The sequence below is a fragment of the Polaribacter filamentus genome (assembly GCF_002943715.1).
Taxonomy (GTDB): domain Bacteria; phylum Bacteroidota; class Bacteroidia; order Flavobacteriales; family Flavobacteriaceae; genus Polaribacter; species Polaribacter filamentus.
On record NZ_MQUA01000013.1, the window covers coordinates 2227861 to 2243134 of the forward strand.

General features: G+C 28.0%; 17 protein-coding genes. 1 reads left to right on the forward strand and 16 read right to left on the reverse strand.

Annotation, left to right across the window (positions count from 1 at the left end):
• Positions 1-47: 47 nt before the first annotated feature.
• A complete protein-coding gene (locus BST83_RS12175; protein ID WP_104810018.1) occupies positions 48-1064 on the forward strand; it encodes a phage integrase SAM-like domain-containing protein in 1017 nt (338 codons plus the stop codon).
• A 2-nt stretch (positions 1065-1066) separates the two neighbouring features.
• Here the strand turns inward: BST83_RS12175 and BST83_RS12180 are convergent, their stop codons facing one another.
• The 16 genes from BST83_RS12180 to BST83_RS12260 all read right to left on the reverse strand — a co-directional run bounded on the left by BST83_RS12180 (position 1067) and on the right by BST83_RS12260 (position 15265).
• Positions 1067-2155 carry a nucleotidyltransferase family protein gene (locus tag BST83_RS12180; protein ID WP_104810019.1) on the reverse strand — a complete coding sequence of 363 codons (1089 nt, stop codon included), beginning with the start codon at positions 2153-2155 and terminating at the stop codon, positions 1067-1069.
• Positions 2156-2179: 24 nt separating this feature from the next.
• Positions 2180-2473, reverse strand: a complete 294-nt coding sequence (locus BST83_RS12185) for a hypothetical protein (RefSeq protein ID WP_104810020.1) — start codon at positions 2471-2473, stop codon at positions 2180-2182.
• Between the two features lie 12 nt (positions 2474-2485).
• Positions 2486-3142, reverse strand: a complete 657-nt coding sequence (locus BST83_RS12190) for a sugar transferase (RefSeq protein ID WP_104810021.1) — start codon at positions 3140-3142, stop codon at positions 2486-2488.
• A gap of 3 nt (positions 3143-3145) precedes the next feature.
• Complete coding sequence (locus tag BST83_RS12195) at positions 3146-4339, reverse strand: polysaccharide biosynthesis protein (protein WP_104810022.1); 1194 nt, start codon at positions 4337-4339, stop codon at positions 3146-3148.
• A complete protein-coding gene (locus BST83_RS12200) occupies positions 4336-5550 on the reverse strand; it encodes a DegT/DnrJ/EryC1/StrS family aminotransferase (RefSeq protein WP_104810023.1) in 1215 nt (404 codons plus the stop codon). Before BST83_RS12200 ends, BST83_RS12195 begins: the two co-directional genes overlap by 4 nt.
• A gap of 189 nt (positions 5551-5739) precedes the next feature.
• Entirely contained in the window at positions 5740-6528 is a 789-nt protein-coding gene (locus BST83_RS12205) for a glycosyltransferase (RefSeq protein WP_104810024.1), read from the reverse strand.
• Complete coding sequence (locus BST83_RS12210) at positions 6525-7397, reverse strand: TolB-like translocation protein (protein WP_104810025.1); 873 nt, start codon at positions 7395-7397, stop codon at positions 6525-6527. Before BST83_RS12210 ends, BST83_RS12205 begins: the two co-directional genes overlap by 4 nt.
• Before the next feature lie 374 nt (positions 7398-7771).
• Positions 7772-8812: a hypothetical protein gene (locus tag BST83_RS12215; RefSeq protein WP_104810026.1), complete on the reverse strand. Its 1041-nt coding sequence runs from the start codon at positions 8810-8812 to the stop codon at positions 7772-7774.
• Positions 8766-10115, reverse strand: a complete 1350-nt coding sequence (gene wzy, locus BST83_RS12220) for an O-antigen polysaccharide polymerase Wzy (RefSeq protein WP_104810027.1) — start codon at positions 10113-10115, stop codon at positions 8766-8768. The genes BST83_RS12215 and wzy overlap by 47 nt, the downstream gene beginning before the upstream one ends.
• A gap of 4 nt (positions 10116-10119) precedes the next feature.
• Positions 10120-10881, reverse strand: coding sequence for a glycosyltransferase (locus BST83_RS12225; protein ID WP_104810028.1), 762 nt, complete (start codon positions 10879-10881; stop codon positions 10120-10122).
• Between the two features lie 29 nt (positions 10882-10910).
• Positions 10911-11315, reverse strand: coding sequence for a hypothetical protein (locus BST83_RS12230; protein WP_104810029.1), 405 nt, complete (start codon positions 11313-11315; stop codon positions 10911-10913).
• Between the two features lie 376 nt (positions 11316-11691).
• Positions 11692-12318: an oligosaccharide flippase family protein gene (locus BST83_RS12240; protein WP_104810031.1), complete on the reverse strand. Its 627-nt coding sequence runs from the start codon at positions 12316-12318 to the stop codon at positions 11692-11694.
• Positions 12240-12596, reverse strand: a complete 357-nt coding sequence (locus BST83_RS12245; RefSeq protein ID WP_104810032.1) for an oligosaccharide flippase family protein — start codon at positions 12594-12596, stop codon at positions 12240-12242. Before BST83_RS12245 ends, BST83_RS12240 begins: the two co-directional genes overlap by 79 nt.
• Positions 12597-12817: 221 nt before the next feature.
• Positions 12818-13342: a GNAT family N-acetyltransferase gene (locus BST83_RS12250; protein ID WP_104810033.1), complete on the reverse strand. Its 525-nt coding sequence runs from the start codon at positions 13340-13342 to the stop codon at positions 12818-12820.
• Entirely contained in the window at positions 13339-14406 is a 1068-nt protein-coding gene (locus BST83_RS12255; RefSeq protein WP_104810034.1) for an N-acetylneuraminate synthase family protein, read from the reverse strand. The genes BST83_RS12250 and BST83_RS12255 overlap by 4 nt, the downstream gene beginning before the upstream one ends.
• Positions 14393-15265, reverse strand: a complete 873-nt coding sequence (locus BST83_RS12260) for an SDR family oxidoreductase (protein WP_170062785.1) — start codon at positions 15263-15265, stop codon at positions 14393-14395. Before BST83_RS12260 ends, BST83_RS12255 begins: the two co-directional genes overlap by 14 nt.
• Positions 15266-15274: the final 9 nt, after the last annotated feature.

Below are 15274 nucleotides of genomic sequence, written 5' to 3' on the forward strand. Positions count from 1 at the left end.
AAATACAAGTTATATTCATGTTAAATAATTAAAATAACATACGTTATATGCACGTTAATTTCTATAAAAAACCACAAATTAAGAGCCCAAATACACGCTTAAAAATAGAACATTCCGTTTTATTTTTAGATTATTTGGCCCATTTTATTTCCAATTCTGCCACAAAAAGAGTTCAAGGATATGGAACAGTAGGTTTGGCACACAACACCATTCGGACGTATAAATCGCTTTTTCGGATTGTAAAAGCCTATGAATTTGAGAAATCTGAGAAACTGTATTTGAATGCTATAGATAAATATACCGCCGAATCTTTTACCCGTTTTCTGAAAATTGAGCAGCAGTATAGTGATAATTACTGCGGTCAACTCTTAAAATTATTGAAAATTATTCTGCGTGATGCAGAGAAAAGTGGTTTGGAGGTTCACCCTTATTCCAATTATATTGAGTCTTTTAAGCAGAAGAGTTCAGATCGAATTCTTCATATTTTAAATCCGAAAGAGATTAAAACATTAAAGGAATTACAGCATATCCCAGCAGCATATACAGATAGTTATAATTGGTTATTGATTGGTTTGTGTATCGGGCAGCGAGTCTCAGATCTATTAAAATTAAGTCCGAATAATCTTAGAAAAGCGAGTTCTGGATTGTATATAGATATCTTGCAACAGAAAACAAAGAAGGCGGTAACTGTTGGTGTGGCTGACCCTTTGATTATTGAACTATTAGAAAATGAATTCCCAAGAAGAGTTTCACAAGTGGTGTTTAATAAACAAATTAAAGCACTTTGTAAAATGGCGGGAATTGAAGGATTGGTGTCAGGGTTTAAGAACAACCCAAGGACAAGAAGAAAGGAAATTGTAAATGCTCCGAAATATGAATTTGTGACTTCACATATCATGAGGCGTTCTTTTGCGTCTAACTATTATGGAAAAATTGAAACGCCACTGCTTATGAATATTACAGGGCATTCTAAAGAGAGTACTTTTTTGACTTATATTGGAACCCATCAAAATAAAGATGCTTTGGCAGATTTATTTATGCAACAAGCGGGAGTTATTTGGTAATTCTACTTTTTTATTCCTAACTGCATTCCTTTTTCTTTGTACCAGTTTTTATCAGTTACTCTTTTAAACAACCAAACTCGATACTCTTTGTATATTATGGATTTAAGAATAATGTATAATCTTACTTTAATAAATAGATAGATCTTAATGCTTTTGGGTTTACTTTTTGTTGGTATGGGATTGGCAAACTGACTGTTAAAAGCACTTAAATAGGAAGCTGCCTTTTTTGTGTTTTTATAAGCCAAACTATCTACGGTATTAAAAACCTCATAACAAGCTGCTAAAAAACAATTCAAAGGATTAGTTAGTTTATCTAATACATTCACCGCAGCCATAGAATTCGTTTTTTTAGACAATAAAAAAACATCATAGGCATTTCGTAAAGCCATTGTTTTATAATAAAAACCATTGTCGTTTATTTGATTTGCAATAATGGATAGGTTTAATTTATTTGCATAACTCAAAACAGTAACTCCTTTAATAACCTGACTATCTTTCTCTACAAAACTATAATTAAATTCGTTTTGGTACTTTTCTATTAAAAGTTCTTTATGAATTTCTACGGCTGCAATACTACCTTTTTTTATAAGCCTTGAATAATGTCTATTTGTCGGAAGGGAAGGCGCTTTTCTATAATACCCAAACTCTATTAAAACTGTAATCGCTTTTGAATACTCTTCATTTGAGAAGATAAAATCAATATCACCAACCATACGTTCGGCAATATCCTCATAAATTCCAGCTAATAGATTACCCGTTCCTTTTAAAAAAATCGGTCTAATGTTATTTGCTAATAACAGGTTATTTAGTTCTTTTGCTTGTTTAAGGATTTGCTGGTTACGCCCCCTGTTTATATCGGTAATATGCTCCATGTAGCTCACCAACTCATGAGGTAAATACTGCAAGAAATCTGCACGTTGTAAATTGCAATACAATGAAGGAAACACATAATGGGCTGTACTCACTTTTACAACAGCATCCCAGTCTATAGAGGCTGATTTTAATTGCTTTTCTATTTCTTGTCTATTTTTTTCTTCCAAAGAAATAGTCAAACATTTGGCAATAAAAAACAAGGTTTCTTTATAATTCAATTGATTATTTTTTAATTAAAAAAGCTATTTGGTAGGATCTGGATCTTGATTGAAGTGATCTTCATTTTTCTCTTTTAATTGTTCCAGCGTGAATTTGTCTCGTACAGACTTTGTTTTTGGGAAGATATAATTAGACAGGGTTACAAAAACTTTTACCCGTTCTGTTTTTGTGAGTTTTTCTTGGTTTATAAGCAGATCATCCAAAACCTTTTCATAGAGCAGTTCCATCTTTTCTTTAATGGAAGGCCCTTCCTTTTTAGCAGGACCACGTTTGGATTTTTTTCCTGCTTTCTTTGCTGATTTTGGGTCGAATGGCATAATTTATATTTATTAAAAACTTCGTTTTGGTAAATCTTTAAACCATTTTTCATAAAGTCTAGTTTCTGGAGCAACTATGACCCAAGCTGTTATAAAAATCAATTGAAAATCTAAAAATACAGAACGATATGATTGATACCACATCTCCAATTCACCTTTATAAGGAGCAATTACTCTTTTATAAAAATCATGTGGATCTTCACTCTCAGATGCAGCTGAGATCAAAGATTCTTCATCTCTAAAAATAATTGAACCAATCCCTGTCAATCCCGGTCTAACATTATATATTTTTTTTTGAACATCATCTGAATACTTTTCAAAATCAACTTGCATCTGTGGTCTCGGACCAACTATAGACAAATCACCAATTATAATATTTAATATTTGAGGCAATTCATTGATCTTTGTTTTCCTCAAAAATGATCCAAAAGGTAAAACTCTTGGATCATTTTTTAAGGTTAAACTGCCTGGTCCCATATTTGCACTATTTGAAAGCATTGTTGCAAATTTCAATATTTTAAAATTCTGGTTTTTATACCCTACTCTAGTTTGTGAATAAAACACCTTATGTTCTCCTGTTAAAAGAAGTATTACAACTATGGGAACAAAAAAGGGTAATAAAATTAGAAGTACTAAAGTTGATAATAATATATCTATAATTCTTGGCATAACTTACATTTTTTGATCTAAATGTTTACCAGTTTCTATGTGCATAAAATCTGGAACATATTTATTAATAACTTTTACGATATCTAATTTTACTGAATCTAAATCACTAAAAACAGCTTCAAAATCATCCTCTACCTGTTGAAATGATATTTTAACTTCTGGAGTGTTGATAAATCCTAGTGAATCATACTTTTTTATATTATAATCTTCCTCTTCTGTATAGAACTCCTCATATGTTTTTTCTCCAGAGGTATCTGTTTTGAAAAAGTAAATAGGATACTGTCCCGAATTATTTACAATATCATACTCTTTCGCTTCTTTTTCTGAATTCATATATATTGGCTCAAGCCCTTCTTCTTTTAAGTAATCTAAAGCGATGTCCTTAAAATAGATTTGATCTTTATGAAAATCTAATTTAGGGAAGAAAATATTTCCTGAGTCCCCTAAAAATGTAGCCAATAAGCAAATTTGCCCCGATTGTTCTGGAGTCACAAAAAAACGTTTAATATCAGATGGACACGAAAGTGGTTGTTTTTTATTTAGTCTATAAATGAATCCGTCTAATAAACTTCCATTCGAAAAAGCAACATTGGCAAATCTAGCGGTTGATACTCTAAAGTTATTCTTCTTTGATAAAATTAATTTTTCCATTAAACTTTTTGAGGCTCCCATAATATTTACTGGATTAGCGGCTTTATCAGTAGAAACACTAAAAAAATAATTTGGTGGATTTCCTTCACTGAGGTTTAAAAGTTTGATGGCCCCAAAAACATTGTTTTTAATTAGAGCTTCAACAGAAATTTTATCTTTTTCTGAACGTACATGTTTATGAGCTGAGAAATTTGAAACAACATCCCAAGTATCTGAATTAAATATTTTATCAAATGTATTACTCAATAAATTTACTGGATAGGTAATATATTCAGGATTATAGTCCAATAAATTTGAGCTTCTCAAATCTCTTGTTAATTCAGTTAAACCATTCTCATTAATATCTACTACGGTAATTTTTGAAGGTTTGTATTTTAAAATTTGTTGAATATAGCTAGAGCCTATTGTACCCGCGCCACCAATTATTAATATTTTTTTTTTATTAATTTTTGAATTTAAAAATTCACTTTGCGTTATTAAATCGTGAATAAAAGGATTCTCTTTAATATTTCTAACTCTAGTGGAAAGCAATTTACTTATATTCATATTATTTCATTAACAATTTTAATTAAGTTTAAACAGACATGCTCAACACTCTCAAGTGAAAGATTATTATATATTGGCAAAGAAATCTCATTCTTATAAAGGTTGTAAGAAGATGGAAAATCTTTTATATCTAATCCAATACTTTTAAAATACGATAGCATTGGTAGAGGAATATAATGAACATTAACACCTATATCTAAAGAGGCTAATCTACTTATCAATTCATCTCTTTGCTGTTCTTCAAAACCTTTAATTCGTAATTGATACAAATGACATGATGATTTTCTATTGTCAACAGTAAAGGTTGGCAATATAGCCCATGAATGTTGAGATAAAATTGAATTATATTTTAAAAATATCTGCTCTCTCTCAGGTAATAAAATATTTTTATATTTCCTGATTTGAGCCAAACCAATAGCGGCATTAATATCTGCCATATTTACTTTTAATCCATTAGTTGTAATATCATATTTCCAGCCGCCTATAGAATTTTTTTCAAAGGCAGTTTTATTTTGACCATTTAATGATAATAATCTTAATTCTTTAAGTATTAATCCATCTTCTTCCTCATCAAAAATTTTAAAAGTAATTGCTCCTCCTTCACCTGTCGTTATATTCTTAACTGAATGAAAAGAAAAAACACTAAAATCTGAAAATAATGGAGTAGGAACACCATCAATTAAAGATCCAATAGAATGTGCAGCATCTGAAAGAACAATAGGTCTTCCTATTTTTCTTTGAAAATCTGTTTTTGGATTAAATTTACTTCTAACACTTTCTTTATTTAGAAGTGTATTAAGTGCAATATAATCAATAGGAAGTCCTCCTAAATCAACAGGCATAATTGCTTTTGTCTTTTCAGTGATGGCTTTTTCGACTTCATCAATATTGATTGTAAAATCACAGTTAACATCAACAAAGACACATTTTACACGAGAATTAATTACTGAAAACGCTGAAGCTGCATAAGTATATGTAGGTACAATAATTTCATCATCTTCGTCCAGATCTAACCATCTTATTAAAAGCAACATTCCTGAAGTCCATGAATTCACACATATCGTTGAACTCGTCTGGCATAATTCAGTTATTTGATCTTCTAATAATTTAACTTTAGGACCTGTTGTAAGCCAGCCTGTTTCATTTAAACAAGATAAAACTTCTTGATTCACATCTCTATCTATTAATGGGAGACAAAATGGTATTTTCATATTTTTATTTAATTTTATTTTTTAGTTAGAAACCCTTTAGCAGTGCCTATACCATAAGTCAAATGTATTAATGGTATTATTAACAAATTAAAATATATTTTTAATCTTTTTCTTAAAAAAAACGTTTGCTTAATTCTAAAAAAAGTAATATAAAATAAATGAATAGCATATATATATATATCAATTTAATTAGTATCGAAAAAAAAGATAGTATAAATCCAAAAAAATAAACAAAACAAATAATAACGGAACTAAATGCCTTAAACTAAGCGCATTATCAAAAAAAACATCTGGCAAATACTTACCTATGTTATACATTTGTTTAAGGAGCTTTGGAATGGTATCCCTGCAGTAATAATCAGCCGACATTTTTATTGAAGTATAAAATTTACCTTCACTTTCACTTATCCTTTTATGCATCTCATTGTCCTGATGCCTGATCAAGTCTTCCCTAAAATAGCCCACCTTTTTAAAAATATTAGCATCGTATATTGCATAAACTGCTGTGTCTGTATAACCGCTAGATTTTAATGATCTAAAGGAGTTACCAACACCCATTTTTAAAGATAATGCTTCTTTTATTATTTCACCCCAATACCCTTTAGATTTAGTACTTAAAACCCCTCCAATTGCGGCTGCATCGATTACAGAGTGTAATCTAAGCCCTTCTTTTATGTAATTATTATGTAATTTAGAATGTGCATCTGGCCTGCAGATATATTTACCTTTAGAATGCTTAATACCAATATTCCATCCTGGTGCTAAGGTTCTTTTTAGATTATCCAAAATTAAAAAATTATAATTTTGATTAGAAAGATATTCTTTTGCTCTTAATTTTGTATTATCAGAACTTATACCATCAACAATTATTAATTCCCATGTGTCATTTTGTGAAAATTGTCTCTCTATCGATTTTATACAATTTATAATATAATTTTCCTCATTCCTTACAACAACTATTACAGTAATTTCAATCATTTTTTTTCATCTAAATAAATCTCAAACAAACTTCTACTTCCTTCGTGAACCGAATCTAAATAAATTTTTTTGCCATCACTTGAAAATCTAGGATGTAAATCGCATCTAGTTTCTCCTGTATATTTTAAAGACTCAAAAAATTCTCCAACTTTATCAAGTTCATCATTCACTATATCATAAACAAACAACTCTTTCATTCTAGATTTGTTGGGATAGGTATCAAATAATATTTTCTTGTTACAAAATGAAGGATGACCATCTCCCATATCTGATAATTGATTTGAGACTAATAAATGATTATTATTCTGAATATCAATATAATAATATTGATCTTTTTTATTGGAACCCCTTAAATACCCTAGGACTGTTTTATCATCTATCCAAAAACAATGACTAACCATCCCATTATTTGAAATACATTTAAGATTACTCCCATCACTATCAGCAACATATAGAGCATCAAACTTAACTTTTTTAATTTCCCATCGATGTAAAAACATTATTTTTTTTCCGTTTGGAGATATCATTATGTGATTAAACCATTCTCTATCAACATCTTTATCAGTATAACTTTGCATTTCATTTAAGAAAAATAAATCTTTCTTTTCTCCGGAATTTAAATCTACTCTAAAAATATTACCATTAGCATAATCAGATTTCGTATACTTATGGCAACGATATCCATAATCCGGCCTAACCTCTGAAAGGATTTTATAACTTAAACCAAAAGCAACATTATCCTTTGAATCATAAATAGGATAATCAATACGTCTGTCATTTAAAGTAGTAATATTAATAATTCTAGAAATATAAATTTCATGTGTGAAATCATAGTCGTTAAAAATAAAATTATCATCATCTAACCACATTAATCTAGCTCCTTGTTGCCAATTATATGCTGCCGTTTTATATTTTTTAACAATTATGTTTTTTTCTATATCAAAGAGAACTATATTTATTTTATTTTGGGAAGGTTTTTCTGAGGTAAATCCTACAATAACTTGGTGAAATAAGACATAATTGTTAGATAGATTTACTGGAGCTTTATCATAATAACCGAAAAAAGTTTCTTGATCAATTGTTGATGTTTTTTTATTAAATAGTTAGATAGGTACGTGTACTTTTTCCTGTTTAAAAAAAAGCTAACCATTTGATATTGTTTTTTTATATTTTTTTTTATTGATGGAAATTTAGATAAAAAAACAGACATCAGTCTTTCATATTTATTATACCTCATTAGTATCTATTTTAATAATTTAAATAACTCTTTTTTACTCTTTACTTCATCTATGCCCCAATATTTATTGACAAGTTCTTTTTGTTTTTTAGAAATTATTTTTAAGTATGTTTTAAAAACTTCTTCTACTTCATTAATTTCTTGGCTAACAATAATATATTCTTCATTAGTGTAAGTGCTATTATTTTCTTCCCCTTTACTATTAAAAGCCACCTCTGTTACTTTTTGTTTTGCTATCCAATGTGGCTTATTCAAATAGATACAGTATCCCAATTGTGTTCCTACACCGTTTGACATAGTATAATCCGATAATTTAATCATAGTTTTTAATCTTGATAAGAAATACCAATCGTATCTATGACCCGCTGAAAATATTTTGTACCCTTCTTTTTTATAAACACTTGTTATTTTTTTATCTTGTGCCTGATCCCAAAACAATGAAATAACCACTGTATCAAAATCATTCTTAACACTATTTATGTTGGCTATTAATAAATTAGTATCAAAATCTATCTTGGCTCCTGTAGCTGCATGAGCTGGAAAAACAAGCAACATTTTACCTAAATCATTTTTAAGATTATCAAAATCAGCATTAACCATATAGTCTTCTGCATAATGAATATAAGGACCAATTTTGATAACCTCTTTATCTGTTTTCTTTTTTATAAACTCTTCTCTGTGCCTGCTAAAGGTAATTATTTTTTTACACCACCAATTCTTTTCATCATCAGGAACATAAGAACCGAAAAAATATCCATGCTCCACGTAAGCATTTAATTGTTTTAAATCACAATATGTTTTTAATGAATACCCTAAACCAAAAAAATTGTTGTCAAAAATTAGCTCGTTATAGTATTTCCCTAAAGGGCTAGATATTTTCCTAAAATTAAAAATTTCTTCAATTTTATTCTTTTGAATTAGAAATAATGCTTTTTTATTCCTAATTCTGAGTAAATAACAAATTAAATAATTAATTAGTTTATTTTTAATTATTAAATGTCTAATCATAACTATTTTGAAAACGATATAAAAACTTATAAAAAACATAACAAATTATCACAGAAGGTATAAAATCTAACAACCCAGCTCTTGGCATCCAAACTAAATTACCTATCCAAAACCAAGCAATATACCTTGTTGTCTCTGCTATAACAAACAAATTCTCTAAATATATAATTGAATAACCCAATAAAATTGAAATTAAAAAAACTCCCATTTTACCTCCTAAAGCATACATTTCAGTTATATAACTACCTCCAAGCCCATGTCCAGATAAATAACTTGTAGTGGCCATTTCATAAGTTAATTTATGATCCAGACTTAATGTTTTCTCAACTCTTTTTAATGTGTGCCCTTTTAGGTCTGGATCATACAAGTATTTTACATAATCAACAACAGGTGCTAAAATGTAAAAATTACTAGGGTTTACAAAATTATTGGAATAATCAATAAAATATGCATGAGTGTAATAAGATCCACTTAAACTTTGCATAACATAGAAAAGAACGTTATCAACCTTCGTGTCTTTTTCTCTTAGTTGCAATAAGAGTACAGATGAAAAAATAATTATTATTGAAAAATAAGCCAGTTTAATCAATTTTACTTTTTTGATACTTATAAATTTATAGTAATACCAGATAAAAAAAGCCAAAGGTCTAAACAAAGCACCCCTCGCTCCCTGTAAAATATTTAATCCATCAATAATAATAAATAAAAGCACTAAATATTTAAATTGCTTTTTATTATTAATATCTGTCAGTAGAAGAGGGAAAATTGTAACTAACAAATACCACGAAGCCCTTAAATAAAAAGGAGACCTTTTTAATCCTGTATAAAGAGTTATGTAACCACCATCTCTTACTTGAGCATAATCTAGCCAAAGTTTAGCTAAACAAAAAGGTATTAATATGTATATAATTATTTTAAGAGGCCTAATAATAGACTTATTTTTATCTTTTTTTAATTTAATTTTTTTATAAAAAGAAGCTCCTATACCAGTACCAATCAATGCCAACGTTAATGAATTATTAACCTCTTTTATAGTATAACTAGATAACCAATAATTATTCCACTTATCTGCAAACTCAGATGGGATTCCTAGAAAGATGTCAAGAAAAATTCTTCCCATAAGAAACAAACCAAAAGCATATAAAAATAAGTTCAAAGAATGAAAATATGAAAAATGTTTTATACTTGAGATTACTATAAATATATATGTTATAAACAGAAAGTATTTTGTATGATTAGTATTGGTATTAAATTGCAGATTAAATAAATAAACACATATATATACCAATAGTAATAGAAGGTTACCATTTAAAAATAATCTAGATTTGATATATAATCTCATAAATTTAAACTTCCCTTAAAATAAAAGAATACCCGAATAACATTTTTTCAAGAATAAATTTTTCCTCATATAAGCGTCGTGAGAGTAATCCTTTTTCCTTAAATTTAATCCTATCATTTAGCGCCAACTCTAAGACTGCTTTTAATTCGTTTATAGAAGGGTTTATTAAATACCCATTCTCATTATTTATTACTTGTTCTGGTATGCCTGCAATATTTGTAGCTATAATAGGTAAACCAACTCTCATTGCTTCGATTATACACATAGGCAAACCTTCATCTCTGCTAGTCAGTATAAAACCATCAGATTCTAATAAATATTTATTTACGTCATTAACTTGTCCTTTAAAAATAATTACATCAACTAAATTATTGTTTTTTACAAAAATATATAGATCACTCATTAATGGACCAACTCCTAACAAGTATATCTTTAGCTTTTTTCTAGCTTTTTCATCTAGTAGAGCAGCTGCTTTAACTAAAATGTCTTGACCTTTTCTTTCACTTATTGATGCAGCACAAGTAAGTATTAACTTGTTATTATCTATTTGTTTATTTTTAGGTATATAGGAAATATCTTCAATTCCATTATGAACAAAAAATACTTTTTTGAAATCAAAATCCTTATGGATTTCTTTAAATAAAACGCTAGAGTTTTTTGAAACAAAACCAACTTTATCAATTTTAGATAATACAAATGTTTCCTTTCTCAACAAAGATCTATGAATAAAGGTGTTTTTTAATCTAGGATAGTAATCAAAAAGCATTTTAAATGTATCTCCATTGGTATGTAATACTAATACTTTTTTTGTTTAATTTTTAAGTTTAATTTTAAATACAGATAGCAAGAGAAAAAATCATGAAAAAACATAACATCTGCACTTCTATTTTTCTTTAGATAGAACTTTAAAGATTTTTTTGCATTAAACCAATAAAGTCTATAAACTAAAAACCATGAAATAAAGAAATTTTTTTTAGCAATTCTTTTTAAATTACTTTTAAATGAAGGTTGAAAACCTATTTCATTATTATTTCCTTTTTGACTATCTAAGTACTCTCCATCTAAGTCAAATATTTTCAACAAAATATTATTGTTTTGTAAGTAGGCAGTCCCTTTGACAAAAGATTTCAAAACGGTTGATACACCCGTTTTAGCATTAACTCTTCCAAAGTATAAAATATCTACACGCTTCTGTCTCATTAAATTTTTATTTATATTTTTCTACTAATATTATTCTTATTTATTTGATAAACGTGAGAGAGTAATTCAACAACTATTGAAAAAACAATAGCAAAAGCGAGAGTAATTAAATTTATATAATTAAAATAATACAAAATGAGTATTAACATAAAATAAAATAAAAATGAGTAAATAATCCCTTTTGTAAATGATTTATCACAACTGTACGCAACTAAGGTCAAAGTCCCTTTGGAAGAGGTTAAAGCTAAAAGTAATAAAGAGATAGACATAATTTTAAAACATGTAACTGTAGATTCTAGAAAAATTTCATTTGACAAATAACTAATAATTGTATTTGCAAAAAACAGAACAAATATCATGGCCAAAAACCCATATATTAACAATATGTATTCAATTTTTTATTTAAACTAAATGATTTTTCTACTGAAACCTTAGGGAAAACTGCTTTACTTAAAATTGTAATTGGTATTAATAACATTTTAATGATTTTTATTATCAAATCGTAAACTCCCACTTCGGAATAGCTAAAAAAATACCCAATTATAAATGTATTTAGATAGTCCTTAGTATTAGCAGAGATGTTTGAGAAGAAATATGCAAAACCACTTTTAAATTGCTTAGATATATCTACAAATGTTGGTAATTGAAAGTTTAAAACTTTACTAGATTTTAATGCTAAAATAACACCAAAAATTCCAGCAATTAGCATTGAAAAACAATTTATTGCAATAGCGACAATGTAATCATCAACTGACTTTACCAACAATATAATCAATATTAATGAGATTAGTTTAGTGGAAACCATTACATATGTAATAGTTTCCATTTTTTCAATCCCTTGAAAATACCAGTCTGGGAATAAAACCCATCCAAATAAAGCAACAAGAGAAAGGTTATAAGCTAATTGGTACTGATATAAAAAATCTATGGTAAAAGATAGAATAATAATAATAATAGAAAAATAATAAAAATTATTGCTTTTACTATTAAAATAGTAGAAAATATTCTTGACATTTTATCTTTATTCAATTTATTTTTTGCTATTTCTCTTGTGCCTGTTATATTAAACCCATAATTCACAAAAAGGACTGCATATCCTAAAACTGCTTGTGAGTAGGCCACTATACCATAATTATTTGTGCCTAAAACTTTAATTAAATATGGAAAAATAACCACCCCAATTAACATTTGAGATACTTGAAGAATAGATAAAAATGAAAAATTTTTAATTAAATTTTTATTCTTATGTAATGATTTCTTTAAATTGTACTTATTAATCATTATTACTAATAATGCTATTTAACTTCCCATTTAGTCATTTCGACTGAAGTAATATTTGTTGAATCCGTTATATAAAAAGTTGTAGCTATTTTCCTTATTCATACTCATTTGATTTTAGTAATCTTTCTCGCGTTGTTAAACTCTCATGTTCTTTATCTACCCAACTCAAGCATAAAATTAATATTAATTGAATCTAAATATGTGATTTCATCTCTTTAAAGCTAATTATTAATTAAAGATATTATTATAGAATTCCAGTATCTTCCTTCTTCAAAGCAATTATCTCTCAATAATCCATCTTGTTTAAAATTAAAATCTTTTTTGAAAAAATTTATTTTTTGAGAATCAAATTCATATAATTCCATCCAAATTTTGTGAAGATTTAAATTATTAAATCCATAATTTATCAATAACTTAACAGCTTCTTTAGCTATACCATCATTTCCAATATATTTATTATTAGCTCCAATATAAAAAGAAAAATCAGCAGATCTAATAACCCAATTTATGTATAATAACCCTGCTGCTCCAATCGGTTTTTGAGTTTCTAAATCAACAATAATAAACATGTAGTTAATATGTTTAGTTTTCTGTAAATTCTCAAACCACGCTTCTTGATCAGTTAAAGATAATTCTCTAACCTCTCTAAAGTGCTTTCTAAATTCAGTTATATTTCTCCAATCCCTTAAAAATGGTAAATCTTCTTTTTCAACAGCTCTTAAGCCTACTTTCTGTCCTTTGATCATAACTTAACTATTTTTTTTGTTAAATGTTCACCTGCGTCAATATCCATTAACAATTCCTTACCTATAAGGTTTATTTTTTCGAAGGGCTCAAAACCTTCTTCAGAAATTGGTCGCAATGAAATTAAATCAGATTCTAAAAGCATATGTCCTTTTTTAAGATTAGTATTAACTCTTAAACATCTTCTTTGAACTAATTTGGATTGTTCTTCATTTTTTTCTACAATCTTGATACCATCACCAAGGGAGACTAGTAACTCATATGATCTATTTACCATATCCCTCCAAGAATGGGGGTTCATAGCAAACCCATGGTCAGGGCCTTCTTGATTATTATCATCTGTAAAATGCTTCTCTATTACTCTTGCTCCTAATGCTATTGCTCCTAAAGTTGTCGCATGACCAGCAGTATGATCCGACAAACCTAAAACAGTATTTGGATAATCAATAGAAAATTGTTTTAACACATTTAAATTACAGAAATTATAATTCTCTTTTGAACCAGTATAATTCGTATTACATTGCATTAAAACTAAATCTTTAGTTTTTTTCATTGCCATATTCATTACCCTTAAAACATCTTCATTCGTTGATGCCCCTGTTGCTATTAAAACAGGTTTGTTTTTATTTAAAATATAATCTATAATCTCTAACCATGTTATGTCGCCCGAACCTATTTTATATAAATCTACATAAGGATCAACTAAATCGACAGATTCAAAGTCGTAAGCACTTGTAAAATAATCGATTCCTACTTTGTCACACTCCTCCTTAAGAATCCTTGTCCAGTCTTTAGAAATACTAGCATCTTCATAAACTTCAAATACTGATTTTTTCCACTTTGATTGATGTGAAAGTTTCCCTTTCATATTATCAAATCCTGCTTTACTTACAATTTTGTCTGCTTGGAAATTTTGAAACTTTGCCGCATCAGCTCCAGACTCTTTAGCTAAGTGAATTAATTCAATAGCTTTTTCAAGTGAACCATTGTGATTAGCACCTATATCAGCTATAAAATATAACGAATTATCATCTATTATTTTATTACCTAGTTTAATTGTGTTCATAGTTTTCTTTAATTTTTAAAATAGTCTGATCTAAAGATATTGAATCTCTTTTATATTTTTTTTGATAAAAATCAGAATCAAGAGATTGATCATTTGATCTTTTAGCTCGACCTTCAAAGGAAGATATTAATCTTTTAAATAGATTTTCAGTAGATATATTAAGTGTTTTCAATAACTTACTTCCAAAATCAAACTTAGTACATAATTCACCTCCTATATGAATTGTTTCAGAATTAATATTGTCTGTATTTATTAAAAAATTTATTTCATCTACTAAATCCCATATGGATATTGGTGTAAATAAAACATCAGTAAACAATCCTAATTTTTTATTTTCTAGTGCAGTATTAATTATCCATTCAACGAATCCTATTCTGTTTTTATTTATATTAAGACCGACTATAGTGGTTCTTATGATAGTATATTGTCTATCTTGAGAATTATTAAGAAAAAATTCTCCTAACTCTTTTGATTTTCCATAAATGTTTTCAGGAAAAACAGAATGAACCTCTTTTGCCATATGCAATGACGATGAAAAAACTGCATCGGTAGATATATAAATTATCTTAGTAGTTGTATTGGTTGCATTTAAAATTTTATGAACAGAAACACCATTCACATCGATTGCTTTTAAACAGTTTTCTTGACAATAATTACCATTGGTTATAGCTGCACAGTGAATAATTAACTCTGGCTGGGACCAATCTATCAGCTCTTTATATGATTCATTTGATAAGTCAAATACTTTATAATCTATCGGTAATGTAATATCTGAATTACCCGTCCCGTAAACCTTGTGATTTCTTGAAAGCTCAATTGCTAAAGTAGAACCTAACATACCTGATGCTCCAGTTACCAATATTCTCAT